This is a genomic window from Pseudomonas sp. LBUM1669, from assembly GCF_059695705.1.
The window spans coordinates 3,811,022-3,835,562 of sequence record NZ_CP166784.1; the positions used below are offsets into that span (position 1 = coordinate 3,811,022).

Genomic DNA, 24,541 nt, shown 5'->3' on the forward strand with positions numbered 1-24,541 from the left:
AGGCACCCAGAAGGCGTCATCCCCCATGCCTGAAACTCGTCCCCTGCCAGTTCATTACCTCAAGGCCGCGTGTTCCAGCTGCAGTGTGTTGGAGTTGTGTCTTCCCATTGGCCTGTCAGGAGCGGAGGTCGAACGGCTGGATACGCTGATCGTGCAACGCTTCAAGGTCAAAAAGGGCGCCGCGCTGTACCGCACCGGCGACCCTCTGCGTTCGCTTTACGCGGTGCGTATCGGTTCATTCAAGACCTGTGTGGTGTCCGTCGATGGCCGTGAACAAGTCACCGGTTTTCACATACCCGGCGAAATGCTCGGTCTGGACGCTATCAGTGCCGATGAGCACGCTTGCACGGCGTTTGCCCTGGAGGACAGCGAAGTCTGCCCCATTCACTTTGCGCAGCTGGAAAAACTGGCGCAAAACCTGCCGTCGTTGCAGCACAACCTCAACCGGCTGTTGAGCCGCGAAATCGTGCGCGATCACAGCATGCTGATGTTGATGGGCAACATGAACTCCGATGAGCGCCTGGCGGCTTTTCTGCTGAACCTGTCCCAACGGTTCAGCATCCGTGGCTATTCATCCAAGGAGTTCGTGCTGAAAATGCGTCGCGAAGAAATCGGCTCCTATCTTGGGCTACGCCTGGAAACCATTTGCCGGGGCATTGCGCACCTGCGGGATCAGGGGCTGGTGGAAATCGCCGGCCGCGACGTCAAGATCCAGGACATGGAAGGACTCAAGCAAATGATCGCCGGCTGTCATCGCCAGCCTCGCTGATCTCGTCCGCCCGGAGCTTCGTCATGCGCGCCATGGTTCTGTCCAAGGGCGCGATCATGCTCACCCCCTGACCGCCAGAATGCTGCCCGGCACCGAGTACAGCGCCCGCTCCGTATTACTGCCGATCAACCGGTCGATGCCCGCCCGGTGTACGGTGCCCATCACTACCACATCCGCCAGGTATTGCTCGACGAATTCACTGATCACCGGCACGGGCAGGCCCATGACGAAATGCCGCCGCTCCGGCGGCACACCGTGGCGATCCGCCAGGGTGACAAAGGCCTGGTGCAAGGATTGGCGCAGTTCCTCGATGACGTCCACGCCCCAGCCACCGCCAGCCAACGGCGCTTCGCCATTGAACGCCCGTGACAAGTCGTAGGCGTAAAGCAGGTGCAACGGAGCGTCGCATTGCAGCGCCAGGGCGTTGGCGGTCTGGATGATGGTGTCATTCAAGCCGTTGATTTGCGTTGAAGGATCGAACGGGTCCACCGCTGCCACGACCCGGTGCGGCAAGCCGTAACGCGTCTAATTGACCAGGTGCACGGGAACCGGGCACTCGCGTAACAAGTGGCAATCGAGCGGTGTGATGAACACCCGCTTGAGCAGCGGTTCAAGGGTGACGTCCTTGATCAGCAGATCCGGCTTGAAGTCTTCGACCGTTTTCAGAATATCCAGCAGCGGATGGGTGGTAAAAACCACTTCGACGGTCACGTCCAGGCCCATCTCATTGAACCGTTCGACCTCATCGGCCGCCCAGCGACGGTAGCGGCGCAAGTAGCCCTGATAGCGTGCGTCGTCAATCTTGTCTTCCCACACATGCACCACCGGCGCCGGCTCGACAAAGGCCCGCACCGCCAGTTCGGCACCGCTCGCCCTGGCCAGCGCGACGGCCCGCAGCAGGGCGGGGGACTGATGCAGGGTTTGGTCGGCGATCAGCAACAAACGTTGATATTGACCCATCACACACCTCGGCTCGACACCGGTCGTCAAACGCCGGCAGGTAACCAAGACTGCGCTCGTCGCCCCCTCCTCCCGCTTGATTTACATCAAACATGAGCCAATGAACGCTTGCCGTCGCGACTCTCTGATCCAGATCAGATTCCAGCGCCGCCAACGGCGTAGAAAGGAAGTAACCGAACGGCTCGTCACCGTGCGCCCACCTTTCAAACCGGATGGAGGAACACACCATGCTGACTGTCAAAGACCACAATGACCGAGCCGCTGCCGCCTACGCCGCTGTCACCGGCAAATACTGGATCGAAGCACTCAAGGACGGGCGTCATGTGCTGATCCGGCCGCTGGCGGAAAAAGACCGCGAGCGTGAACTCGCCTTTATCAAGCGCTTATCCCCCGAGTCCCGGCACATGCGCTTCCTCGCCCAGATCAACGAGCCCGGCACCGCCTTGCTCGACCAACTGATGGACACCGACAACAAACAGCGCACGGCCTACATTGCGCTGGTCCACGAAAACGGCCAACTGATCGAGATCGGTGTCAGCCGCTACGCCGCCACGGGCGAACATGTATGTGAATGCGCCGTGACAGTCGCCGATGAATGGACGCACCTGGGCCTGGGCTCCTTGTTGATGGAGCATTTGATCAAGGCCGCACGCAAGAACGGTTTCCGCCAGATGTATTCGGTGGATGCCTCCAGCAATGCGCCGATGCGCGACCTGGCCAAAGTGCTCGGTTTCGAGACGCACAATGATCCCGATGACACTCGTCAGGTCATTCACCGTCTCTACCTGTAAAAAATCGCCCCGCGATGTGCCGGCCAACGGCTCATCGCGGGGCGATCCAGCCTTCAGGATTGTAAAACCCGGCCCGGTTTGATCGCCAATACACTGCAAGGCGCCCGATGCAGCAGTTGCTCGGCCGTGGTGCCCAACAGCTTGTTCAGCCCCTTGTGCTGCACCGTCCCCATCACGATGACATCGGTGTGGTGCTCGGCGGCAAAATCACAAATGCTCGTCAGCGGCGCGCCCTCGATGAAGTGGCGATTTTGCGGTGGTACGCCGTGGCGCTCAGCCATTGCCGCAAACGCTTCGTGCTGGACCGTGCCCAGGGTTTCATAAATCCCGACGGCCAATGGCAGCGCGCCGAAGCCAATGTCCTGGGCATACACGGCCGTCCAGTCATACGCATGCACCAGCTCAAGCGTTGCACCACACACGGTGGCCAGCTTCGCCGCGGCGTCGATAATCTGGTCGTTGAACACGTGGTCCTGGTCTTCGCTGCGCAACACATCGATGATGCCCAGCACGTTGCGCGGCTTGGGGTTGAGGGCGCTGGTCACCAGGTGCACCGGCACCGGGCAATCGCGCAATAACTGCCAGTCCAGCGGCGTGAAAAACACGCGCTTCAAGGCTGACTCTTCCTGCGCATCCTTGATGATCAGCGCCAAGGGCATCTCGTTGACGAAATGCAGGATCTCCTCATACGGATGCTGCACCCAGACCACCTCGCTGGTGACCTCGACGCCGTGCTTGCTCATCAGCGCGGCTTGCTCGGCGAGCCATTGCCGATGGGTTTGCAAATACCCGTCCCGAGCCAGGCTGATCTGTTCTGGAGCAAACAACCCCGCCACCGCCAGGGCCTGCAAATAATCAAAGGCGACGATGTGCAACGGCATTTGCATGGCCAGCGCCAACGCGGCGGCACGGTCGAAGGCCGGCGTGCGGGTCATGGCTTGGGGAGCGATTAACAATAAACGCTGAATCTGCGACATGGGGCACCTCGGCACGTGGCCATCGGGATGGGAGTGAACAGACGTTCAGAGTGAGCGTTCCGGGTTCCGGCGACTTGATCTTTGTCAGCTACCGGGCGAGACGCGCACTAAGTGCACCAAGAGGCCCGCCCACATCGCCAGCGTCAGCAACACTTGGCCGGGCACCACATACGCGGCGAACCGGCGCCCGCCGCTGACCCAGGCCACCACGCATTTGCTCAGGGAATTGCTGCTGACCGCGAGCAGCACAGGCGCGGAAATGGCATCAAACGGCAACAACCCGGACTTGGCTAGGGCCGCAATCGAGGCCGTCGAGGCATGCGCATCGGCGAAACCGGTGAAGGCGGCCGTCAGCATCACCCCCACTTCGCCGAAGTAGCTGAGCATCATCGACGACAGGAACGTAATACCGGTCAAGGTCAACGTGACGACCACGGCCAACTTGAGGTTGAAGGCCCCACCGACCTTGATCGGCTGACTGGCGCCGGTCGCCGGCTTGTGAAACATCAGGCTCAGGCCATAGAGCGCGGTGGCGGCGAGCCCGCACAACAGCGGCCCCCACAGGTGACGCAGCAGATCGGGGTCAACCGCCCCCAGGATCAGGCCGACCTGCGTGAAGGTGGCCAGATTGGACAATATCGCCGCCGCGCTGAGGGTCTTGATGTTGCCGGGCTCCTTGCTGACCAGGTGCCCCATCGTAGCGATGGTCACGGTACTGGACGCAAAACCGGAGGCGATGGCACTGATCGCATAGCCGTAACGGCTGCCCAACGTACGCACGGCAATATGCCCTACCGCGCCGATCGCCATCAGCAGCACGGTCAAGGTGCAAATGGTCCGCAGATTGATCGCCGAATAGGGACCGATGAAGCGGTCCGGCGCCAACGGCAATACCACCAGCGCAGCCACCAGCAGCACCAGCCCGTCGCGCAATTCCGCTTCGGTCAATTGACTGCGCGCAAAGTGGTGCAACTTCTGCCGATACGCCAGCAACCCCGCCATCACCACGCCGATGGCAATGGCCAGCTCCGGCGCAGTGACGCACAACGCGCCCAGTACCAACACCGTGAGCAAGGCCACTTCGCTGGTCACACCCGGGTCATCGCTCAGGCTGCGCCAGTACGCCACGGTGACCAGCAGCGCCACACAGGTCGCCATGATCCCCAACAGCAGGCCACCGCCCACTTGCATCGCGCCATACCCCAGCAACGCGGTAATCGCGAACGTGCGCAAACCGGCACAGGCACGGCTGTCCCCTCGCCCCTTGTGCCGTTCGCGTTCAAGACCGATGAGCATGCCGATCCCCAGCGCAGCCGCCGCGCCGGCCATGCCGCCAAGGGTTTCATTCATTGGACTCTCAATCCGGATAAGCCGGGGGACGCCTGCGTGCAGTTCACGCCAGCATGCGCCAAATCGTTCATGCCCAGGTTGATCATGATCAACCTCTTTGAGTATGGCCCAGGCAACTAAACGTCGGGCGCCCTCGCGCTGACACGCGCAGGTTTGACAAAGATCAAGCGGCCCATTCCCGGCCACCGTCAATATGGGCCTCAGGTAAACGCTCCAGCCAACCCTCGCGGCCACTTCAGGCCAGCGTCTGAGTGAAGACCCAAGGGAGAATTGTCATGACCGAACAATCACGCTTCATGCTCATCGCCTCGCCCCTGATGGAAAACAGCCCCGCCTTCGACCGGGCCGCCGCGCTGGCCAAGGCAGAAGACGCGGCGCTGCACATCGTCGCGTTCGACTTCCTGGAAGGCCTGGCCACCGCCAGCCTGGTCAACCGGGACGCCCTGGAGCAGATGCGCCTCGGGTACGTCGAGCGCCATCGCCAGTGGCTGGAAGAACAGGCCCGCCCTTTGCGCAAGATCGGCGTGACCGTCACTACCGAAGTGGTCTGGGTCGAACGGCCGTTGCAGGAAATCCTGATCCACCTCAAAGAGCAGCCGATGACCCTGGTGATCAAGGCGCTTGAACACGAATCGCTGCTGTCGCGGATGTTGTTCACGCCGCTGGACATCCACCTGCTACGCGAATGCCCGGTGCCGCTGCATTTTGTCAGCAACGTGCAACACGCCTTGCCGCGCCGGATCGTCGCGGCGGTCGACCCGTTCCATCGCGATGGCCAATACGAAGGCTTCAATGACCGCATCCTGCATGAAGCGGTGAAGCTGGGCACGGCCTGCAACGCCCAGGTCGACGTGGTGTACGCCTATGACCTGTCGTCCATCGGCGCCGATGAATTCGGCTTCGGCGACGCCTCCAAATTCTTCTCCTCGACCAACGCCAAAACCCTGTACGACGCGCAGGGCGAAGCCTTCAACGCGCTGGCCGATCGCAACGGCATTCCGCCGGAACAACGGCACATGGTGATGGGCAACCCGGCCAAAGTCCTGGCCAGTTACGCCGATGCCTACAACGTCGACGTGATCGTCATGGGCCGGGTTGGCCACCACGGCCTCGGCCGGCTGATCGGCAGCACGGTGGAACACCTGCTGTACAAAATGCCCTGCAGCGTGTGGGTGGTGTCGCCGGAAGTCATCGAGGAATAAGCAACGACCGCGCACCCTGCAAAAAAATGGGCCGCCGTTCGCACGGCAGCCCTTTTTTTACGTCGCGGCGCTACACCAACCGCTCAATCGCCTGATGCTTCCAGACCTTTTTGTAATACGCCGTCTGCAACACCAGCATCCCAAGGTACGCCACCGGAAAGGCCATCCACACACCCTGCAACCCAAACTGCCCGTCCAGCACATACGCCACCGGCAACTGCACGCCGACCACGCAGAAAATCGAAATCGTCATCGGCACCAGCACCGAACCACTGGCGCGCATGATGCCGCCGACAATCGCCTGGAAGCCAAACACCAACAGACTCCAGAGCATGATGTGCAACAAATGCTCCGCCATCGCCCGGGTGGAATCCTCGGTGAGGAACAACCCCAGCAACCAGTGCGACAGCAGATAACCCAACACCACCAGGCCACCGGTCAGGCACACATTGATCAACAGCCCCGTGCGCAAAATCGGCCCCATGCGCTCAAGCCGCCCTGCCCCGATCGCCTGAGCGCCAAGGATCGATGCGGTGATCGCAATCGACAACGCCGGAAACTGCACGTAATTGACGATCTGCGTCACCGCCCCATACGCCGCCGTCGCTTGCGAACCGTGCTGATTCACCAGCGCCAGAATCACCAACTCCGACACCGACAACACCACCATCTGCAACCCGGTCGGCAAACCGATGCGCAACACCTTGCCGAGAATCACCAGGTCCAGACGCATCGCCGCAAACATCTCCCGGTCCGGCGCCAACGGATGCCCCTTGCGAATCAACCGCCACGCCAACCACCCCATCGCCGACAAATTACCCGCCAACCCCGCATACGCCGCACTCTGAATCCCCATCATCGGCAACCCTAACCACCCCCGAATCAACGCCGGCGTCAGCGCCAAGCCGATACACGTCGACACCACCAACGCAATCAACGGCGACACCGTATCGCTGACCCCGCGCAGCAGTTGAGTGAACAGCACGTAGACCAGCAGCGACGGCATGATCCACATCATCACGTGGGCGTAAGACACCGCATCGTCAATAACGTCGGCCGGTGTGCCGAGGCCTTGGAGGGCTGGCCGTGCGAAGACACTGCCTAGCACCGCCGCTGTAAGACCGATCATTGCGCCTAACAGCAGCGTGGTGCCGGCGATGGTTTTCACCAAATGCGGCTCGCGTGCGCCCCACGCTTGGCCGATGAGTACGCCCGCACCCGCGCCGAGGCCGATGACCAGGGCGATGAAGAAGAAAACGATGGGGAACATGCCGGAGACGGCAGCCAGGGCTTGGGTGCCGAGCATTTGGCCGATGTAGATGCTGTTGATGGTGCCCGACATGGATTGGAGGAAATTGGAGAGGACCATGGGGGCTAGGAAAAGGAGGTAGGTTTTCCAGAGGGGGTGTTGGGTGGTGGGGGTTTGCATTGAGGATCCGTCTCGGGTGTGGGCTCGCGTTTGGAAATTCTACGCTAGGGGACTGGGCGTCACCTGTTCGATTTCGCGGATTTGGACAGCGTGAGTAAATGTCCGCGCTCGGCCAGAAGGGGCCGTTCACGAACGGCTTTCAACACAGCAACTGCCTACGACACCGACGACTGCACGGTTGGATCGATTGGTAGCCTTGTCTCGCGCTCAGGTGCAGCTTCATACTCTCATACCCTCATACCCTCATACCCTCATCCGCTTCAACGGCATCTTCCGATCCGCCGTTTAAGTCGTCTTTTTCAGGTTGCTGGCTTTGCCGCCAGACGTGGCTTGTTCATTTTTGGTGTGGGCCTGATAAAGCATAGCGACTTGCCTCTTCCATCAAGTCATCGCACATAGGATTCGCCTTGAGAACGTGCGCTGCTGGGTCGATTATCGACAAGCCAAGCGAGGTCTCTTCTGTGGCGGATGTCCAAACCTCTCCCATAGGCCCGACAATTTGGCTTTCACCTCTGAATGTCGCCTCTGCGCCTGCATACATTTCCACACCAGTACGATTGGCACAGATAAGCGGAGTGGCGTTTTCCATTGCGCGAATGCGCGCAAGCTGGGTTGTCCAAGGCCCACCATAGTTGGCTGGACAACACAGTAACTGCGCACCTTGGCGCACCAGCAACCGCGCGGCTTCTGGCATCCAGAGGTCGAAACAGGTAAGAACGCCGAAACGGCAGATTCCGTCATCGAAACACGCTAATGAATCGCCAGAGGTGAAGAGGAGCTTTTCTATTCGTGACAGGTGGCACTTGCGTTGCTTTCCCAGCCAGCGCCCTCGCGATACGACAATCGCCGTGTTGTAGATTTGATCGCCGTCACGCTCGGCGATGCCCGCAATTAGCGTTGCATTCTTGTCTGCCGACAGTTGCAGTAAGAACTGCGCCGTTGGCCCATCGAGCGCCGATTCAGCATGAAGAAACAATGCCTCACGCGAGTCGTGAAAATAACCGATGGTGCAAAGTTCGGGCATTACCAAGAGATCAAATTGTGCCGAGTCAACGGCATCGCGAATTTTATTGAAATTTGCTGCTGGGTCGCCAAATGAAACGGGATACTGCAAAAAAGCGGTCAGCATGAAGTGTCCAATCATTATGGAGATTTTATGGGCCCGGGCTTATCTTCCCTTGGGCGGCGTCAAGTTGAACTATACCCTTACCGGATGTCAGGCAGAGCGCCAGCGCATATCGCAGCCAACACCTCGGTTGGCGAGCGTCAATTACGACTTCCTGCTCTTCGCGCTCTTGGCCGGCAAGGGTTTGCAGTTCTGTCCGCAGTGGAGCGTAGCTCCCTACCTCAGGCGCGGTGAACTGATGCAAGTGCTACCCGACCTAATCCCGGAGCCGGACCAATTCGGATCGAAAGTCCATGTAATCTATCCAGTCCACAGCGCCATACACGCAAGCACCAGGCTTTTATCGAGTGCCTCAGCAACTACTTGGACGAGGAGGTGCTTCATTGACAGTGAATTGCGGCGGACTCTGTAGATACAAATGATTGGTAGCTTTGGGTCAAAAACGGCCATCCAGCAGTGGAGATTCAAGCTGGGCGCCAGCAACCCTAACGATGGGAATTCTAATGTTTGCTGACATTCCGCTTTCGGCCGAGGCTGTGTAAAAACGTTTTTGAGCGCGACAGGTACTCAAAACCGGACTGAAAATCGCGCTTCTACGCGAAATCCACATCTGCTGACGTGCCGATAAATTTCAGATTTAACGTAGACGCGCACACTTCAAATTTGGCGAAGCGTTTTTACACACTCTGGGCCAAAAGCAGTCGACGGTTGGAGCGATGGCAAATGTGCACCTATGCTTGGTTCTGCAGGAAGAACTGATCGAGCATTTCGAGCTACTACATCAACTGTGCGCATTATCTGTAAAGGGGCATCCGGGTGTACCAGTGTCACCACACCTTGGAGATGAGCAGGGAGGTGGGTATGTAGTTTCCCGAACTCTTGAGAATCCCCTTGCACCATTCACGCTCTCAGTTTGAGTAGCCAATGCATTAGGCAGCCCCCCAGGAGAACGCCATGGAGCACATTCTCAAACCAATCGCCGTACTGACGGCTTTTGTGGCGCTAGCTTTGCCTGTGATAAGCGCGGCGCAGACGGCAACCGTAATCCCCCCGGGGATCACTACGCCAGATCGCATCGAAACCCGTATCGGCTCGTTGGAGTTCAAGGACGGCGCGCCGAGCGTGGAAACCACACAAGACGTCTACGACACCTTGGCGTTCACTCGCGGCATCGACGCGTTCATGAACAGTTTTTCAGGCGCCTCAGCCTATGCGATTCGCGAGGGCTTCCACAGCATTGGGGCTGAAGACAATACGGTGATCATCTTCTCCGACCTGATGGACTCGAACTCACTCTTTCTCACCGCCAACGCCGACACCATCTATACGCTCTCGGTTCTCGACTTGACGAAAGGACCGTTGGTGGTTGAGGTGCCACCCAAATCACTCGGCACGCTCAATGACATGTGGTTCGGCTGGATCATCGACATCGGCGCGCCCGGCCCGGATCGGGGCGAAGGAGGAAAGTACCTGGTCGTGCCGCCTGACTATGATGGTCCGCTGCCAGACAGTGGCTTCTTCGTAGGCCGAGCGAAAACCAATCATGTGCTCTATGCCGTTCGCGCCTTCATGGAGAACAATGATCCGAAACCCGCTGTCGACCTGATCAAAGACAAGCTGAAGATTTATCCTTACACACCCGGCGGCTACGGCACCAGCATCGCCACGGCGCTCGCCGGCCAGATCAGGCTGGAGCCCAATCCGCCGATACCGCCGACAAAATTCGTGGAGGGCAGCGGCAAGTCTTTCAACACCATTCCCCCTAATGACTTTGCCTATTACGAGATGCTCGACAAACTTGTGCAGCTGGAACCCGCCACCTCGTTCGACCCGGAACTCCTTGGCCAACTGGCGGCCATCGGGATCGTCAAGGGCAAGCCCTTTGCTCCGGACGAGCGGATGAAGAAGATCCTCACCGACGCGGCGGCCGTGGGCAATGCAGCGGGACGATCACTGAACTTTCGTGGCGCCGAATACCCCGGCTGGGCTTACTACCCGAATTCGATGTGGGCCAGCATGCTATGGCAGGGAGGTTTCAACTTTGAGACACCGCCGCCCATGATCACCAAGGAAGGCTTGTTCAAGCCATTACCCCCTACCGGTGCGCGAACGCTCGATTCGCGCACGGCCTTTTATTACGGCTACACCATGGATTCGCCGGGTATGATCATGCGCCTGCCCAATGTAGGCTCGCAGTACCTCATGGGCTTCACCGATGCGCAAAAGAATCCCTTCGATGGCGGCAAGACCTACAAAGTGACCTTGCCGCCGAAAATTCCAGCGGCCAAATTCTGGTCGTTCACCGTCTACGACAACCAGTCGCGGTCGATGCTCCAGACGCCGCAGCGCTACCCGCGCGCCGGTAGTCAGACCTACCCTTCACCGGCCGCCGTCGAGAATGCGGACGGGTCCACGACCATCTACTTCGGCCCCTCAAAACCCGCTGATGCCAAGGCGGGTAACTGGATTCAGACCACGCCAGACAAGGGCTGGTTTACGATTCTGCGCCTCTACAGCCCACTTGAATCGTTCTTCACGAAAGCGTGGCGGCCGAGTGAGATCGAACTGGTTCGATAAGACGGAGTCACGGTCAGCACATTCGCTCGGGACGGTGCTGACCGCGATTTTGGTTCTTGCCGAACGGGTAGGAAAATGCTGCGAATCCAAACAACGCTAACACTACTGTCGGCCCCTGTTGTCCGTATCCATGCTGATGGGTAGATAAGCTTGCAATCTTGTTAGTTGAAACTGACAGGCCATTTGAGTGACTTCAGTTTCATACGAACGGCTGCATTGGGTCGATTTCGGCCCGTCACGACAGGCGGAAAACGGCTAAAAGCAGATGCTCGCCCCAAAGCAGAATAATGTGAAAAACCAAACGGGGACGTAATGATATGTTCCACATATTTCATGAGATAAAACAATGACTTGTCCAAGATGTGAGCAAGACGAGATTATCAAAGTTCAAGTGCGGGCAACAGACGAAATTTTGCACCTTTGCCCCGAGTGCGATGCGACTTGGTTCAGTGTTGATGCCGTAGGCAGGGACGCCTTCATTGATTTTTCTACTTACATGGAGGCGGCAGGGTTACCTCCATTGTGGAGCTCGTTGTGTGTGCTTGAGCCAAATAAAATTACCAGCGACAAGGCATGGAAATATCTGCTTTCAGTAGGTTCGATTCTGACTGAGTGACCCAAGAAGGCAAAAGCCTGGCAGCTCTCCACCCATTGCTGCCGGTGGCGACAGGCGTCATAGACCCATAGCGGGCAACGGAACGAAGACCTCGACGTCAGCTAATCTATTTCAACAATAACGACGCTGAAAGCGAGGCAAGGGAATGAAAATGGGATTTAGGGATGATCTAGTCTGTTCAATGGTTTTGATCACTCTCGTTCTCGTTTACGCATCCAGTGGTGGCAACACGCTTTACTTAGGCTTCTGGTATCTCATTGGAGTGCCAGTGGTAATGTTGCTACCAGGATTGATTCTACGTTCTCGGGCCCTGTTTCTAACTGGAACGACAGCCGCAGCGGTTGTCACTCTTCTAGTCTACATGGCGATCGTATCCAGCTCGGGTCGTGATGGCGGTCTCGTTGGGTTGGGTCATTTATTTTCTGTCCCGGGGATGGTCGTCGGCACAAGTGTTTCGGCTTGGTTGTTGAGGTTCCGTGTAAATACGAGCTTGCCATGGATTGTCGCGGGCTTTGCGTTTCTGGGAGCCGGCTTCGGTTTCATGATTGCCCAAGTTATCGTGTGCACCACCGCTATGTACTGCGGCGCACTATCGATGGGTGTTTGGAATTAACTGAACGAGCGTCCGCTTCTGGCCCAGAGTGTGTAAAAACGCGCCGATGCACTGTCGGCGCGCAGCGCTGACGGTTGTTAGCTGAGTAATTGCTCACAACAAGTCCTGCGGATCATCACGAGGGTCTGGGAGCCCCTAGCGCCGCTTCTACCTTGCTGGGTGGCCAAAATACAGACCTCTTCAGGCCGACAGCGCCTTCATTAAACCGCTGGTACCGAGAATTTTCATGACTCGTTTCAAGTTGTAGGCGAGGACGTTCAAGCTCATCTCCGCACTTACTCCGTTCAGCTTTCGTGTCAGGAAATGTGTGGCGCCCATCCATTGTTTGAGTGTCCCGAAGGGATGCTCGACCGTACGCTTGCGGACTCGCATCATGTCCGGCGCGTTGCTCAGCCTGTTCTGCATTTCCTCCAATACGGCTTCATGCTCCCATCGCCGAACTCGCCGATGCTTGCTCGGTGTGCACTTCGATTTCAGCGCGCATCCCTGGCAATTAGAACTCCAGTAACGGTGCAACTTCAGGCCTTTTTCAACGCTGGAAAAGCGCCAGATCAACGCCTCTCCAGCGGGACAAATGTATTCGTTTTTTGCCGCGTCATAGATGAAGGCATCGTTATTGAAACGCCCGTCAGCCTTGGCTCCAGAGGTCATCGGCTTGGGCACATAGGCGGTGATGCCTGCATCGTGACAAGCTAGGATTTGTTCGCTTTTGAAGTAACCTCGGTCAGCCACTACCGACAACGTATCTGACGCCATCGCCTCGCGGGCCTGCTTGGCCATCGAGCTGAGTAGATCGCGGTCGGAACCGACGTTGGTCACCTCATGCGCAACGATCAAATGGTGCTGGGTATCGACTGCTGTCTGCACGTTGTAACCGACGATTCCAGTGCCGCGCGTCATCATGGAACGGGCGTCTGGATCGGTCAGTGAGAGCTGTTTATCCGGTGATTCGTTGAGCTGAGTTTCAATGACCTGCAACTCTTTCATCTGAGCTTTGAGCTTGTCGATTTTCTCTTGCAGACGAGCAGCCTTGGGCTGAGCGACCGAGGGTTCTTGCCGATCGGTTTCGTCGAGCGTAGTCAGGTACCGACTGATACTTGATTCAATTTCTTCCATCCGCCGTTTCAGCTTGGCGCTGGTGAAATTGCGGTCGCGGTTATTGACGGCCTTGAATTTACTGCCGTCGATGGCGACCAGATTTTCTTCGAACAGTCCTAGCTGCTGACAGAGCACCACGAACTGGCGGCAGACACCTCGGATGGCCTTGCTGTTGTCTTTTCGGAAGTTGGCGATGGTCTTGAAATCGGGCATCAAACGCCCGGTCAGCCACATCAGCTCGACGTTGCGTTGGGCTTCTCGTTCAAGACGCCGGCTCGATGGAATGCGGTTCAGATAGCCGTAGATGTAGATCTTTAGCAGGACCGAGGGATGGTAAGCCGGCCGGCCTGTATCAGCAGGTAAGGCGCCCTCGAAACCTAGTTTGACCAGGTCCAGTTCGTCGACAAAGATGTCGACTACGCGCACCGGATTGGCATCCGTGACGTAATCGTCGAGGCTCGCGGGAAGGAAGGTTTCTTGGCCTCGATGTTCACCTTGGATAAAGCGCTTCATGGGCGATCCCTGCGATGAAATCCTCAGAAATCATAGCAGGGCTAAGAGCGGTGCTCTGTTCAGATATTGATGCGTTTTTCAACCGCCTGTAGTTGCCTTACCGGGTCCCAACCACTCGGCGACGCTTGAGCTTTGCTCCACCAAAGCATTCCTTTAGAGATCCATAATTTCCGCAAATCAGCATGAGCAGATGTTGCGTCATCATAGCCAAACTGCGTACCGCAGGACGGGCACATGCCAAACGAAGAGCAGTCAACCTCATCGTATGGAGGCTCTTCAAGCCCGGGGTATCCACAAACCGGACAAAGATATGAAACGTTGCTTGCAATCATCCAACCCCCAGATTTCTAGCCTCTAGCCCACGTTGTCGGCGTACCTGCTGATTTCCGGAATCTTATACTGAATCTGAGCAACTGATGTCTGACCTGGGCTGAGTAGGAAAAAACACTAGAGTGGAAGCCACTAACAAGGGTTTTGACACACTCTGGGCCGATAGCAGTCGCTCACGGAAGGGATGTAACGGTCCTAGGACTGCTATAAATCTCCTACGAAAACCTCAGAATCCCTAACCTTGCCCGTCGCCCCGTTCAAGCTTATAGTCCGCCCGTCGCCCAAAATGGCGATCGGGTTTGGCGACCCGAGATACGAGTGCGAGGGCGTTCTGCTTATTTGCAGGCGTCATCGCATCTGCAAAACCGCAGTTTTATGGCGGTTGTGCGCGGGAGACCTTCGGGTCTGCCGGTTACTCGTTTCCGGTTCGCCAACCTGCGCACAACTGCCACCCTCTTCGTTTGGCGACGATCTGTTGGCAGTCTCAACAATCTAAACGAGATTTCATCTATGGAAAGATACATGCCTCTCACCGGAATCGACCTGATCCCGGCCTCCCTGCTCATCGACACCCAAGCTCCACTCGACGTCCTTCAAGCCATGGCCGACTACCGCATCCGCACCGTCACTCAGGTGCTGGAAAACATCGCCTTCCGCGCCGAGCTCGGTTGTGACACGGTGGTGTTGACGGACTTCTCCAAATTGCTGGCCATCCCATTGCGCGATGGCTGTGACTTGATGGATGTGATCGGCCGACGCTTGCGGGCGCAGGCAGCGGAGTAAATGAAAAAGGGCGCCTATCTGGCGCCCGTTTTGTTTGCGGTCCGGAATGTTTTACTGGGACGTAGCACCAGACAACTTAACACCCCTCCTCTCACTGCAAAGGACTGCCAAGTGAACGCCTCCGTTATCCTGCAACCTTTACTCAACATCCTGATATGGCTACTACCGCTGATGCTGGTATGGACGCTGCTGCACACGCGCCTGTTCAAAGGCTGGTTCGGTGAACGTCTGGTGCGTTTGCATGCGCACTTTAGATTGGATCGTCAGGTTTACCATCGCCTGCATGACGTGACGCTGATCACCCCGGACGGCACCACGCAGATCGACCATGTGTTTGTGTCACCCTTCGGCATTTTCGTGCTGGAAACCAAGTACATGAAAGGCTGGATCTTCGGTGGTGAGAAGCAGGCTCAGTGGACGCAGCAGATCTACAAGAAGCGCAACACCTTCCAGAACCCTAACCGCCAGAACTACAAGCACTTGAAGGCTCTGCAAGCGGCGTTGGGTATCGGCCCGGACTTTGTGCATTCGGTCATCGTGTTTGTCGGCCCAAGCACTTTCAAGACCAGGATGCCGGCTAATGTCACCCGAGGCAGTGGCTGGGTTGGTTACATCAAGTCTTTCCAGCAAACGGTGTTCAGCGAGGCGCAGGTGGCAGCCATGTTGCAGACCTTGCAAGCAGATCGCCTGGCGCCGACGCTCGCTACCCGGCGTGAGCATGTGCAACGCCTGAAGCAGCGCGACGATCCATCAGCCTCGCGCCAATGCCCGCGTTGCGGCAGTGCGCTGGTGGTGCGGACATACAACGGTGGCCCGAGGAGCGGTCAACAGTTTTGGGGCTGCAGCACTTTCCCCAAGTGCCGAACGGTGCAGCCCATTTCGCCAAGCAGCTAAGCTGAATGAGTAGGCCCTTTCGCGAATGGCTGCATTCAGGAGGCGCAAAATGAGCAAGCAACCTCAACCCCGTAGCCGCTCCAACCCTCAGCCCAAGTCCCGGCCGGTCGTGCCTAACCTGCCCAGCATAACCGGCAACAAGTCCGGGGGTTTGCGCGGTAACTATCCGCCGAAGAAGCCTTGAAGATGAAAGGTGACAGATCTATTTAAAGCGTTTTTGGCGAATGGCGTCATGAAGCAAAGCAGCATGACGCGCTGATACATTCGCCCTTTTTCAGGAGGGGAAAAATTATGCGAAGGATTATCGCAACGGGGGCTCTCTTGCTGGCCTTGGGCGGGTGCGCAACCTCACCCATGCCGGTTTCTGAAGCGCGGCCAGTGCCGGCCGACAAGATGTACGCGTTTAAAAGCCAGGGCACGAAAGATCCTGGACGCCTGACCATTCTCCGTGATGACGGGTTTGTCGGTGCGGGATGTGACGCCCTGCTTTACATTGATGGGCAGCGCGCAGCCAAGATAGGCCCCGGCCAAAAGGCATCGTTCGTTTTGCCTGCCGGTGAAGTGAATCTCGGTGCCGGGCTCGCCGAGTCTGGATTATGTGCGGGTGCCGCGATCAAAACGGTCGCGGCCAGGATCAAGCCAGGGAGAGAAGTGATTTATCGAATCAACTGGGATACGCAAGGTTTCTACTTGGGGCCTTACGTTGAATATGGACGTTGAGCCCAGACGGTTGCGGACTGCTTCGCACGCCACCTCTAGTGATCGCCTTTTCCGATCTCGTTTTATTTCAGTTCCGTTCTTATTTCGGTTCCGGGCACGAAAAATTTAGCGGGATCATCGACCTTCTTCAGGTCAACCAAGGCTCGGCAAATGCAATGTGAGAATTGTTTTTGCAACGTTTCGGGGTCTGTCCATGCAATTTGCGATGCTGGCAAATGTTGTGCCTCGGTCGATTTATAGCAGACACAATTGTCTAGTCGGGTGACGCCATTATCATTTGTGCTCTGACAAGCAGTGGTCAGCAAAGAGATCACGATGAGCATGACGAAACGTTTCATTGGCTCCCCTCCGAGGCTGTTGTGAAGGGCTAACGCTCAAGATCGGGCAGGATGTTGTAACGGCGTGGTGACCGCTGAAGGCGGTTATACGCCATGGCCGCAAAGCCCAATCTGCTCAATAAGCCCGACAGTAGAAAGAAGCTTAGCTGTCATTTTGCGTCGCTCCATTCACTGGCTATTTTTAGCCGATCACAGTCATTAAAAGGCTCGTATTCAACACCCGTTTTCTGTCCCTCCCCACTCGGCTGTTTTGTGCAGAGCGTGGCAGCTTTGGCATAGACAACTGCTCGATTTGATCTAGCCTTGGATGAGATCACGCGGGATAAAACACCATGCCCCTCGCTCTCGGAAATCTGTCGGCCCTTGCTTTGAGCGCCTTCTTTTGTGTAGCCGCGTGGGGTCAAGGTGTAGCAGACACCAATTCCCCACCGGCCATACTCCCATTGGAGTCTGAGACAGGGCCAACACTCATTGCCTACCCGCCGCTCGCCGCGCCGCTCGCCCGCGGAGTTGTCATTATTCAGTATCGAACTGAGCACGCCCGGATCATGCCGGTATTTGGCAAAACGGCTGTTGAAGTATCACCACGGCTCGGTCACCTTCACGTGACCGTCGACGACTGGAAAGGTACATGGGCGCACACCAGTGAAGACCCGATTATTTTGGTCGGGCTGACGCCAGGCACTCACAAGGTGCTTCTTGAAGTGGCTGATCCGAGTCATAAAATCCTGACCAGTACGGTGGTGAGTTTTGTGGTTCCGGAGAAGAACCCAGCGGACGCCCCTCGCGTTGACGATAGCCACGCCGTGAAACCATAACGGTTGTGGGAGTCAGGGAACTGACCATTTGGCGCACGCTCTTATCTAAAATGAATCAGTTCGTTTCCCGAGCAGTGCAGCAAGGCCAACCATCAGGACTTTCTCACCTCTTGAAGCGAGGCTTCATGACCACCAGTAACTCTGGCCGAAGACCGGTACACGCTTCGCTATTCTTGATAAACCGAGCTACGAGGACTGTTCGACGGCCGGCGGCACGGGCGTGAGGCGCATCCATTGCCGCCATCGATAGTCACCATCAACTCAATGAAGTTCTCTTAAAAACTCCGGGGCGTACCATCGCCTCCATACCCAACAACTACACCCCGGAGCACACCATCATGCAACGCCAACTCCTTCTCAGCATCGCTTTCTCGGTTTTTGCAGTTAACGCTTTCGCCGCTTCTTCTGCTCACCCCGTTGTCGCTGAAGGCGGCTCGGATCGTCTGATTGAAAATCGTGTGGCTGAGGGTGGTTCGGATCGTTTGATCGAAAACCGCGTTGCCGAAGGTGGCTCCGACCGTCTGATCGAAAACCGCGTCGCTGAAGGTGGTTCCGACCGCCTGATTGAAAACCGCGTCGCTGAAGGTGGTTCCGACCGTCTGATCGAAAACCGCGTCGCTGAAGGTGGTTCCGACCGCCTGATTGAAAACCGCGTCGCTGAAGGTGGTTCCGACCGCCTGATAGAAAGCCGCGCTGCCTGAATGAATGGCTTTACTGCGGCATCCAACAAGAAGCCCGGCCTGATCAGCCGGGCTTTTTTACGCGTTCCGTTTACTCAGCCAAGCTCTGGACGGTCAGTATGGCCGCACAGCGCTGCCACAAACGTCCTTCAGCGAGCACCTGATTCAGGTCGATAGTGGCCAGTCCCAGAGTCAGTCCACGATAAACAACTTCGCACCCGTGGTGCTGAAAGATCGATGCCCCTCAGCGTTGCTGCCCACCTGATAGCTCATCCCCGACGTAAGAGTGAACTGGCGACCATCCTCCAGTTCCGTGTGCAACTCGCCTTCCAGGCACAACAGGATATGCCCTCTCCAGCACCAGTGATCGGCCAGATAGCCAGGACTGTATTCAACCATCCGCACACGCGTCGAACCAAACTGGCAGGTTCGCCAATAGGCAGTGCCCGTCTGTCCGGCGTGCTGGACAGGTTCGACAGTCGACCAGTCGGTCGTACCAAAGGGAACATCCGTTAGATCCATGGGTGGCTCATCAATGACAGAGGATCTGTGGACCGTACCGCTCCAGTGGGATTCTCGATAGACACAGATGCCCCGCATTTATGAGATACAGGCGTCCATTCAAGCAAGATTGCCTGCTCGCAATCACTGACTCGAATGGAAGCCGCTACGCCAACGACTCTCAAGCCCTGCGCGTGGAGCAATACGCCACAATGAGCTGAGTGACCGCTGCCACCATCGCCTGATCCGCTTCAGGTGAGGCGAACAGCCGACATTGCGCATCCGGCAATTGCGGCAACCCTTGTTCAGCCCCAAGAACCGCCAGTCCCTGCCCCAACTGACTCAGTGGCATAGGCGCTATCGCGAAGCCTGCCAGGGCCGCCGCCCGCAACCCGGCCGTGCTGCTGCACAACATTGCCGTGCGCTGGGCGATGCCCGCCTGCGCCAGCCTCGTCAGCGCGGCCTCGCGATAAGGGCACGGCGCGGGGAACAGGGCCAGCGGCAACGGCGTCGGTAAGCGGGTGACGGGTTGCGCCGACCACGCCCACACCAGCGGCTCTTGCCACAGCAGCAACCCCGCTTCGCTGGTTTCGCACAACGAACCGATGACCACGTCCAGTTGCCCTTGCTTCATCAGCGCCAGCAACGAACCGGGAATGTTCACCTGCACCTCGATTTCCATCCCGGGGTACTGCGCCGCGAAATCCTGAACAGTGCGCAGCAATCGAGACTCGACAAAATCTTCGGACACTCCGATCCGCAGCCGTCCATGAAACGGGGTGCGCGTCAGGTCTGTCCAGGCATCACGGTTCAGCGCGAGGATCGTGCGCGCATAAGCAACCAGGCGCTCGCCATCGGCCGTCAGTTGCTGAGAACGGGTGGTACGCGTCAACAGAGGCTTACCAATCTGTTCTTCCAACCGCCGCACATGGCCACTGACCGCCGACTGAGTCAGGTGCAGCTTCTGGGCGGCACGGCTGAAGCCGTCTTCATCGACGACCGTGACAAATGTCTTGAGCAGCAACGTATCGAACATAGTTTTATTCGTGATTAATCGCGTTTGTATTCACGATTTATATTCCAAGTACAACTATGTTGCAATGCTCCTCACCTGCCCTGCCCTCATCATTCAAGGTGTGCCATGACGACGCTTCTCCATATTCAATGTTCTCCACGCAAGCACCGTTCAGCTTCCCTTGAGGTCGCCCGCAGCTTCATTGCGCGTTATCAAGCAAACACCCCGGACACTGAAATCGTTACCCTCGACCTCTGGAACATGGCCCTGCCGGAATTTGATGATCTGGCGATGGAGGCCAAATACGCCGGACTCAGCGGCACGCCGTTGAACACGGCGCAACAGGAGGCCTGGAACACGTTGAAAGAACTGGCTGCGCACCTGCACCGCGCGGATGTACTGGTGATGTCCGTACCGCTGTGGAATTTCAGCATCCCCTACAAACTCAAGCACTTCATCGACCTGGTATCGCAGAAGGACATTCTGTTCAGCGTCGATCCGGAACGCGGTCTAGAAGGCATGCTGCACAACAAACTCGCCGTGGTGATGTACGCCCGCGGCCTGGATTTTTCGGCGCAGTCGACCACGCCAGCGGAGCGCTTCGACTTCCAGAAGCCCTACGTGGAAGCCTGGCTGAGATTTATCGGCGTCACGGATGTGCATTCGGTGATTGTGGAAAAAACCATCCTGGGGGAAGAGGTTGATCTGCGCGCGCGTGAGGCCGCGACTCAGCAGGCCATGCGCCTGGCAGACAGTTTGTCGCTGAGCGAGCCAACGAGACTACCGGGTTAGTGCCGCACGCCGTGTTGTGGTGGTTACCGACGAACCCGGCTCATCTACAGAGGTCAAAGCAGGTGATGGCATCGCCCAATGATCAAAGGCCTCTGGCCTGCTTCATTCATGGGCGAAGCCAGTCGTTCACACACTTTAGGGTGCGCCGGATAAATTTCAGTAGGCTCCGATTCTGCCCAGGGCAGGTGCTGACTGCTGCTCACATCCAATGCTCCCTTATCGGAGTACGAAAATGACTCAGTCAATGCGGTTCTTCCTATCCATGGTCCTCGCGATTATCTCACTGGCATCAGCGAGCCTCCTGAACTCTGCCGCTGCGGCAACCGCCGAGGATCTGAATACCGACTCTCGGCAAGCGTTGCAAACGCTCTACAAGACTCATCCATTTGCCGAGACCATGTCGCACAACGCCAAAGCGATACTGGTCTTCCCGAAAATCATCAAGGCCGGCCTTGTGTTTGGTGGCAGCTATGGCGAAGGCGTTTTGTTCAAAGGCAAGACAGTTGAGGGTTATTACAACTCCGTAACGGGGTCATGGGGGCTGCAGGCCGGTGCCCAGTCGTATGGCTATGTGGTTTTCCTGATGACCGACAAAGCCGTGAACTATGTTCGCGAAACCAAGGGCTGGGAAATCGGCGTAGGGCCCACCGTCGTTGTCGTGGATGAAGGGATCTCGAAGAACCTGTCCAGTTCGACACTGAAGGACGATGCCTACGCGTTCATATTTGACCAGCAAGGGTTAATGGCCGGGGTCAGCATCGAAGGCACGAAGATCTCCCTGATCAAGCGCTGAAACCCGTCCATCAAGGCGCCTTGCGTCGTCCGCAAGACGCCCGGACAGAGCGTTATCACCGTCCTCGCCAAGAGGTGGCCTGATGAATCTTCTAACCAGATGCAAGGGTGCCTGTATTCCTTTGGTGCTGTGCGTGGCTGCGTTCCTGACATTGGTGATTTCCTGCAGTACATTGCCGAGGATAGTGCCCGACATGGCTCGCGCGCCCTCTGCGCCTGTGCAACTCGACGGGGTACACGGACCTCTGTCGGCCGAGCGCAGCAAAGCCATTCTCGACCGACTCAAGTCCACCGGCGCAGAAACCAACATCTTCGATGTGCACCTCGCCATCGAAGAATCCGTTGTCGGTAGCCCGCTAACGGAAGGAAACAAGGTCGACTTGCTGCAGGACGGCCCCACCACCTACCAGTCGATGATCAAAGCCGTGGAAGGTGCGCGCGACCACATCAACATGGAGACCTACATCCTCGACGATGATGAAGTCGGCCAGCGCTTCGCCGCCGCACTGATCGCTCAGCAACACAAAGGTGTGCAGGTCAATCTGATCCGTGACAGCGTCGGAACCCTCGGAACACCCTCAGCGTTTTTCTCTCGTTTGACCGAAGCGGGCATCAAGGTGCTGGAGTACAACCCGGTCAATCCGGCGACGGCCAAAGTGGGCTGGGACGTGAACCAGCGCGACCACCGAAAGCTGCTGATAGTGGACGGCCGTATTGCCTTTCTTGGCGGGATCAATATCAGCAGCGTCTATTCGGGGGGCTCGTTCAGCTCTCACTCGAAGACTCGCCCCAATGGTGATTTGCCCTGGCGCGATACCGACTTGCGCGTCGAGGGGCCGGTGGTTTCGGAACTGCAGAAGCTGTTCATCGGAACATGGACGGCCCAGAAAGGTGAACCGCTCGCCGCTCGCCACTACTTTCCGCCACAGGAGCGCAAAGGCACCGAGGTGGTTCGCGCCATCGGCAGCTCGCCAGATGAGCCGTTCAGCCTGATCTACGCGACGCTGATTTCGGCGCTGCATAGCGCGCAGACCGAGATATGGCTGACGAACGCCTACTTTGTGCCCGATCCGCAGTTACTAACAGCACTCAAGGAGGCGGCGGCCCGAGGCGTCGACGTCAAGCTGGTGCTGCCCAGCAGCACCGATTCGTCACTGGTGTTTCATGCCGGACGCGCCTACTACAGCGAATTGCTGAAGGCTAACGTCAAGCTTTACGAACGCCGCGACGCGCTGCTCCACGTCAAAACAGCAGTCATCGATGGTGTGTGGTCGAGTGTCGGCTCCACCAACTTCGACTGGCGCAGCTTTCTGCACAACGATGAAGTCAACGTGGTTGTGCTGGGCACCGAGTTCGGAAAGAAGATGCAGGCGGCATTCATGGCGGATCTGGCCAAGTCGAACGAAATCAAGCTGGAAAAGTGGCAGCGCCGCTCGCTCGCGGTGAAAGCCAAGGAGCAGATGGCGCGACTCTGGGAATACTGGCTCTGAGTCGAGTGGCGTCGCTGGGAGATGACATTTGCCTTATGCCAAGCGACGATAATCCTACGAACGACGACGTCGGCTGCCCACTCTGCAACCTCAGATCCCACTGGTCGAGACAGCCTTGCTCCGTAGATTCAATCAAGATAGTTTTGAGTCTATGGATTCAACGCAAGGCATAGAACATGGCAGTCCCCCTTCAGGAACAAACCTTTACCAAGGCCCAATGCGTCACCGGTCTGCGCGCCGCCGTCGGCATCCTCGAAAAATGGAGCGCCTCCAGCGATCAGGCCTGTCGCATCCTGCGCATCTCCCGAAGCACCTACACCCGCGCCCGGCAGCGCGATCCTTCGTGGTCCGTAGCGCTGGATTCAGACCAGATGCAACGCATCAGTTTTGTCCTTAACATCCACGCCGCACTGCGCCTGGTGTTTGATAACCCGGATAACGTTTACGGCTTCCCTTCGATGGCCAACCACAACGAGTTTTTCAATGGGCGCAGTCCGCTGGAGATCATGGCTCAGGGCGACATGATTTCCTTGTATGAAACCTTCAAGCGCATTGACGTGCTGCGTGGTGCGCAATGGTGACGGTGAACGAACTGGCAGAACTGGCCGGCGAACAGTTGCAGGCTTATCGATTGGTCAATTCGAAGTTTCCACCGATTGCGATGTTTGATGACGTGGCGGATGCGGACGAGTTTGAGGTGCTGTATCAGATTCAGGCGCTGACCAATCCCCGGCTGAAGAATGAAGTGGGTCATCTTGAGTTGATTGCGCGGGATCAGATCCCGTTCGGCATCCCTGGCTGCTCTTATGCGACGGCGCCGTTTACCCATGTCAACCCGGCGGGTTCGCGGTTCAGCGATGGCCGTTTTGGGGTGTTGTACCTGGCGGACTCCATGGACACGGCGTTAGCCGAGGTGCGGCATCACCAGAGCCTGTACTGGTCAAATGTCCCGAAACTTAACTATGAGCGGTTTGTGTTTCGGGGGTTGTCCTGCGCTTTCGTGGATGTGGCGATGAAAGATGCGGCCGCCATTGCACTGACTGATCCGGTTTATGACCCTGACGATTACACCCACTCGCGGCGCTTGGGCAAGTCCGTTAAAGAGGCGCGCTGTCCTGGCATTCGTTACCACTCGGTGCGGATGCAGGGCAGTTATTGCTGGGCGCTGATGACGCCCAAGCCGGTTTTATCAATCATTCAAACAGCGCATTACGAGATGGTCTGGAATGGTCAGGTCACCAGTATCAGCAAGATCAGCAAGATCAGCAAGATCAGCAAGATCAGCGAAGCCTGAAGCTTCTGGACCGGGCCTTTCGCATTCATTGCCTGCGTCGATAGTCACCATCAACTCAATGAAGTTCTCATAA

The 24,541-nt window shown here is 57.4% G+C and carries 23 protein-coding genes and 1 pseudogene; 15 read left to right on the top strand and 9 right to left on the bottom strand.

What is annotated here, in order from left to right; all coding sequences use genetic code 11:
- Positions 1 to 25 precede the first annotated feature (25 nt).
- Positions 26 to 769 carry a fumarate/nitrate reduction transcriptional regulator Fnr gene (fnr, locus tag ACA051_RS17705; RefSeq protein ID WP_497303562.1) on the top strand — a complete coding sequence of 248 codons (744 nt, stop codon included), beginning with the start codon at positions 26 to 28 and terminating at the stop codon, positions 767 to 769.
- Positions 770 to 829: 60 nt separating this feature from the next.
- On the opposite strand, the pseudogene ACA051_RS17710 reads toward fnr, so the two are convergent.
- Positions 830 to 1,729 (bottom strand): annotated as a pseudogene (locus ACA051_RS17710) (universal stress protein).
- Positions 1,730 to 1,956: 227 nt separating this feature from the next.
- Between ACA051_RS17710 and ACA051_RS17715 the strand changes: the two are divergent.
- A complete protein-coding gene (locus ACA051_RS17715) occupies positions 1,957 to 2,520 on the top strand; it encodes a GNAT family N-acetyltransferase (RefSeq protein ID WP_497303565.1) in 564 nt (187 codons plus the stop codon).
- A gap of 53 nt (positions 2,521 to 2,573) precedes the next feature.
- On the opposite strand, the gene ACA051_RS17720 is transcribed toward ACA051_RS17715, so the two are convergent.
- Positions 2,574 to 3,497: a universal stress protein gene (locus ACA051_RS17720; protein WP_497371152.1), complete on the bottom strand. Its 924-nt coding sequence runs from the start codon at positions 3,495 to 3,497 to the stop codon at positions 2,574 to 2,576.
- Positions 3,498 to 3,581: 84 nt separating this feature from the next.
- On the bottom strand, positions 3,582 to 4,847 hold the full coding sequence (locus ACA051_RS17725) for an MgtC/SapB family protein (protein WP_497371154.1): 1,266 nt from the start codon (positions 4,845 to 4,847) through the stop codon (positions 3,582 to 3,584).
- A gap of 275 nt (positions 4,848 to 5,122) precedes the next feature.
- Here ACA051_RS17725 and ACA051_RS17730 point away from each other — a divergent pair, with 275 nt between their 5' ends.
- Entirely contained in the window at positions 5,123 to 6,049 is a 927-nt protein-coding gene (locus tag ACA051_RS17730) for a universal stress protein (RefSeq protein ID WP_497371156.1), read from the top strand.
- 70 nt (positions 6,050 to 6,119) lie between these two features.
- Here ACA051_RS17730 and ACA051_RS17735 read toward each other — a convergent pair whose 3' ends face one another.
- Positions 6,120 to 7,478, bottom strand: coding sequence for an MATE family efflux transporter (locus ACA051_RS17735; protein WP_497371158.1), 1,359 nt, complete (start codon positions 7,476 to 7,478; stop codon positions 6,120 to 6,122).
- 334 nt (positions 7,479 to 7,812) lie between these two features.
- On the bottom strand, positions 7,813 to 8,607 hold the full coding sequence (locus ACA051_RS17740; protein ID WP_497303575.1) for a nitrilase-related carbon-nitrogen hydrolase: 795 nt from the start codon (positions 8,605 to 8,607) through the stop codon (positions 7,813 to 7,815).
- Between the two features lie 951 nt (positions 8,608 to 9,558).
- Between ACA051_RS17740 and ACA051_RS17745 the strand changes: the two genes are divergently transcribed.
- Positions 9,559 to 11,181: a DUF1254 domain-containing protein gene (locus ACA051_RS17745; protein WP_497371160.1), complete on the top strand. Its 1,623-nt coding sequence runs from the start codon at positions 9,559 to 9,561 to the stop codon at positions 11,179 to 11,181.
- A gap of 1,409 nt (positions 11,182 to 12,590) precedes the next feature.
- Here the strand turns inward: ACA051_RS17745 and ACA051_RS17750 are convergent.
- The gene (locus ACA051_RS17750) at positions 12,591 to 14,021 is read right to left on the bottom strand and encodes an IS1182 family transposase (protein WP_497371115.1); all 1,431 of its coding nucleotides are present in this window, start codon (positions 14,019 to 14,021) and stop codon (positions 12,591 to 12,593) included.
- Positions 14,022 to 14,861: 840 nt separating this feature from the next.
- Here ACA051_RS17750 and ACA051_RS17755 point away from each other — a divergent pair.
- The 4 genes from ACA051_RS17755 (at position 14,862) to ACA051_RS17770 (ending at position 16,748) form a co-directional block, all read left to right on the top strand.
- Positions 14,862 to 15,134, top strand: coding sequence for a hypothetical protein (locus ACA051_RS17755; protein ID WP_042932149.1), 273 nt, complete (start codon positions 14,862 to 14,864; stop codon positions 15,132 to 15,134).
- Positions 15,135 to 15,305: 171 nt separating this feature from the next.
- A complete protein-coding gene (locus ACA051_RS17760; RefSeq protein WP_497310616.1) occupies positions 15,306 to 16,028 on the top strand; it encodes a nuclease-related domain-containing protein in 723 nt (240 codons plus the stop codon).
- 49 nt (positions 16,029 to 16,077) lie between these two features.
- The gene (locus tag ACA051_RS17765; RefSeq protein ID WP_497303581.1) at positions 16,078 to 16,212 is read left to right on the top strand and encodes a hypothetical protein; all 135 of its coding nucleotides are present in this window, start codon (positions 16,078 to 16,080) and stop codon (positions 16,210 to 16,212) included.
- Positions 16,213 to 16,319: 107 nt separating this feature from the next.
- Complete coding sequence (locus ACA051_RS17770; RefSeq protein WP_497371162.1) at positions 16,320 to 16,748, top strand: hypothetical protein; 429 nt, start codon at positions 16,320 to 16,322, stop codon at positions 16,746 to 16,748.
- Between the two features lie 62 nt (positions 16,749 to 16,810).
- Here ACA051_RS17770 and ACA051_RS17775 read toward each other — a convergent pair whose 3' ends face one another.
- Positions 16,811 to 17,086: a hypothetical protein gene (locus ACA051_RS17775; RefSeq protein WP_497371164.1), complete on the bottom strand. Its 276-nt coding sequence runs from the start codon at positions 17,084 to 17,086 to the stop codon at positions 16,811 to 16,813.
- Between the two features lie 332 nt (positions 17,087 to 17,418).
- Here ACA051_RS17775 and ACA051_RS17780 point away from each other — a divergent pair, with 332 nt between their 5' ends.
- Entirely contained in the window at positions 17,419 to 17,904 is a 486-nt protein-coding gene (locus tag ACA051_RS17780) for a DUF6130 family protein (RefSeq protein ID WP_497371166.1), read from the top strand.
- Between the two features lie 338 nt (positions 17,905 to 18,242).
- Positions 18,243 to 18,605: a hypothetical protein gene (locus ACA051_RS17785; RefSeq protein WP_497371168.1), complete on the top strand. Its 363-nt coding sequence runs from the start codon at positions 18,243 to 18,245 to the stop codon at positions 18,603 to 18,605.
- 171 nt (positions 18,606 to 18,776) lie between these two features.
- Here the strand turns inward: ACA051_RS17785 and ACA051_RS17790 are convergent, their stop codons facing one another.
- On the bottom strand, positions 18,777 to 19,106 hold the full coding sequence (locus ACA051_RS17790) for a DHCW motif cupin fold protein (RefSeq protein WP_497303604.1): 330 nt from the start codon (positions 19,104 to 19,106) through the stop codon (positions 18,777 to 18,779).
- Positions 19,107 to 19,266: 160 nt separating this feature from the next.
- Entirely contained in the window at positions 19,267 to 20,121 is an 855-nt protein-coding gene (locus ACA051_RS17795) for a LysR substrate-binding domain-containing protein (RefSeq protein ID WP_497303606.1), read from the bottom strand.
- A gap of 105 nt (positions 20,122 to 20,226) precedes the next feature.
- Here ACA051_RS17795 and ACA051_RS17800 point away from each other — a divergent pair, with 105 nt between their 5' ends.
- From ACA051_RS17800 to ACA051_RS17820, 5 genes are all read left to right on the top strand, one after another.
- The gene (locus tag ACA051_RS17800; protein WP_497371170.1) at positions 20,227 to 20,892 is read left to right on the top strand and encodes an FMN-dependent NADH-azoreductase; all 666 of its coding nucleotides are present in this window, start codon (positions 20,227 to 20,229) and stop codon (positions 20,890 to 20,892) included.
- Between the two features lie 232 nt (positions 20,893 to 21,124).
- Positions 21,125 to 21,685 carry a lipid-binding SYLF domain-containing protein gene (locus ACA051_RS17805; RefSeq protein ID WP_497371172.1) on the top strand — a complete coding sequence of 187 codons (561 nt, stop codon included), beginning with the start codon at positions 21,125 to 21,127 and terminating at the stop codon, positions 21,683 to 21,685.
- Positions 21,686 to 21,878: 193 nt separating this feature from the next.
- Positions 21,879 to 23,174 (top strand): cardiolipin synthase, encoded by a 1,296-nt coding sequence (cls, locus tag ACA051_RS17810; protein ID WP_497371174.1) that lies wholly within the window; start codon positions 21,879 to 21,881, stop codon positions 23,172 to 23,174.
- Between the two features lie 176 nt (positions 23,175 to 23,350).
- Entirely contained in the window at positions 23,351 to 23,755 is a 405-nt protein-coding gene (locus tag ACA051_RS17815) for an antitoxin Xre-like helix-turn-helix domain-containing protein (RefSeq protein ID WP_497371176.1), read from the top strand.
- Positions 23,749 to 24,468 (top strand): RES family NAD+ phosphorylase, encoded by a 720-nt coding sequence (locus ACA051_RS17820; RefSeq protein WP_497371178.1) that lies wholly within the window; start codon positions 23,749 to 23,751, stop codon positions 24,466 to 24,468. The genes ACA051_RS17815 and ACA051_RS17820 overlap by 7 nt, the downstream gene beginning before the upstream one ends.
- The last annotated feature ends 73 nt before the right edge of the window (positions 24,469 to 24,541 follow it).

Bases quoted from the DNA above. Each gene is read 5' to 3' on its own strand.
- fnr (WP_497303562.1), top strand. From the start codon at position 26: ATGCCTGAAACTCGTCCCCTGCCAGTTCATTACCTCAAGGCCGCGTGT.
- ACA051_RS17715 (WP_497303565.1), top strand. From the start codon at position 1,957: ATGCTGACTGTCAAAGACCACAATGACCGAGCCGCTGCCGCCTACGCC.
- ACA051_RS17720 (WP_497371152.1), bottom strand. From the start codon at position 3,497: ATGTCGCAGATTCAGCGTTTATTGTTAATCGCTCCCCAAGCCATGACC.
- ACA051_RS17725 (WP_497371154.1), bottom strand. From the start codon at position 4,847: ATGAATGAAACCCTTGGCGGCATGGCCGGCGCGGCGGCTGCGCTGGGG.
- ACA051_RS17730 (WP_497371156.1), top strand. From the start codon at position 5,123: ATGACCGAACAATCACGCTTCATGCTCATCGCCTCGCCCCTGATGGAA.
- ACA051_RS17735 (WP_497371158.1), bottom strand. From the start codon at position 7,478: ATGCAAACCCCCACCACCCAACACCCCCTCTGGAAAACCTACCTCCTT.
- ACA051_RS17740 (WP_497303575.1), bottom strand. From the start codon at position 8,607: ATGCTGACCGCTTTTTTGCAGTATCCCGTTTCATTTGGCGACCCAGCA.
- ACA051_RS17745 (WP_497371160.1), top strand. From the start codon at position 9,559: ATGGAGCACATTCTCAAACCAATCGCCGTACTGACGGCTTTTGTGGCG.
- ACA051_RS17750 (WP_497371115.1), bottom strand. From the start codon at position 14,021: ATGAAGCGCTTTATCCAAGGTGAACATCGAGGCCAAGAAACCTTCCTT.
- ACA051_RS17755 (WP_042932149.1), top strand. From the start codon at position 14,862: ATGGAAAGATACATGCCTCTCACCGGAATCGACCTGATCCCGGCCTCC.
- ACA051_RS17760 (WP_497310616.1), top strand. From the start codon at position 15,306: ATGCTGGTATGGACGCTGCTGCACACGCGCCTGTTCAAAGGCTGGTTC.
- ACA051_RS17765 (WP_497303581.1), top strand. From the start codon at position 16,078: ATGAGCAAGCAACCTCAACCCCGTAGCCGCTCCAACCCTCAGCCCAAG.
- ACA051_RS17770 (WP_497371162.1), top strand. From the start codon at position 16,320: ATGCGAAGGATTATCGCAACGGGGGCTCTCTTGCTGGCCTTGGGCGGG.
- ACA051_RS17775 (WP_497371164.1), bottom strand. From the start codon at position 17,086: ATGAAACGTTTCGTCATGCTCATCGTGATCTCTTTGCTGACCACTGCT.
- ACA051_RS17780 (WP_497371166.1), top strand. From the start codon at position 17,419: ATGCCCCTCGCTCTCGGAAATCTGTCGGCCCTTGCTTTGAGCGCCTTC.
- ACA051_RS17785 (WP_497371168.1), top strand. From the start codon at position 18,243: ATGCAACGCCAACTCCTTCTCAGCATCGCTTTCTCGGTTTTTGCAGTT.
- ACA051_RS17790 (WP_497303604.1), bottom strand. From the start codon at position 19,106: ATGGATCTAACGGATGTTCCCTTTGGTACGACCGACTGGTCGACTGTC.
- ACA051_RS17795 (WP_497303606.1), bottom strand. From the start codon at position 20,121: ATGTTCGATACGTTGCTGCTCAAGACATTTGTCACGGTCGTCGATGAA.
- ACA051_RS17800 (WP_497371170.1), top strand. From the start codon at position 20,227: ATGACGACGCTTCTCCATATTCAATGTTCTCCACGCAAGCACCGTTCA.
- ACA051_RS17805 (WP_497371172.1), top strand. From the start codon at position 21,125: ATGACTCAGTCAATGCGGTTCTTCCTATCCATGGTCCTCGCGATTATC.
- cls (WP_497371174.1), top strand. From the start codon at position 21,879: ATGGCTCGCGCGCCCTCTGCGCCTGTGCAACTCGACGGGGTACACGGA.
- ACA051_RS17815 (WP_497371176.1), top strand. From the start codon at position 23,351: ATGGCAGTCCCCCTTCAGGAACAAACCTTTACCAAGGCCCAATGCGTC.
- ACA051_RS17820 (WP_497371178.1), top strand. From the start codon at position 23,749: ATGGTGACGGTGAACGAACTGGCAGAACTGGCCGGCGAACAGTTGCAG.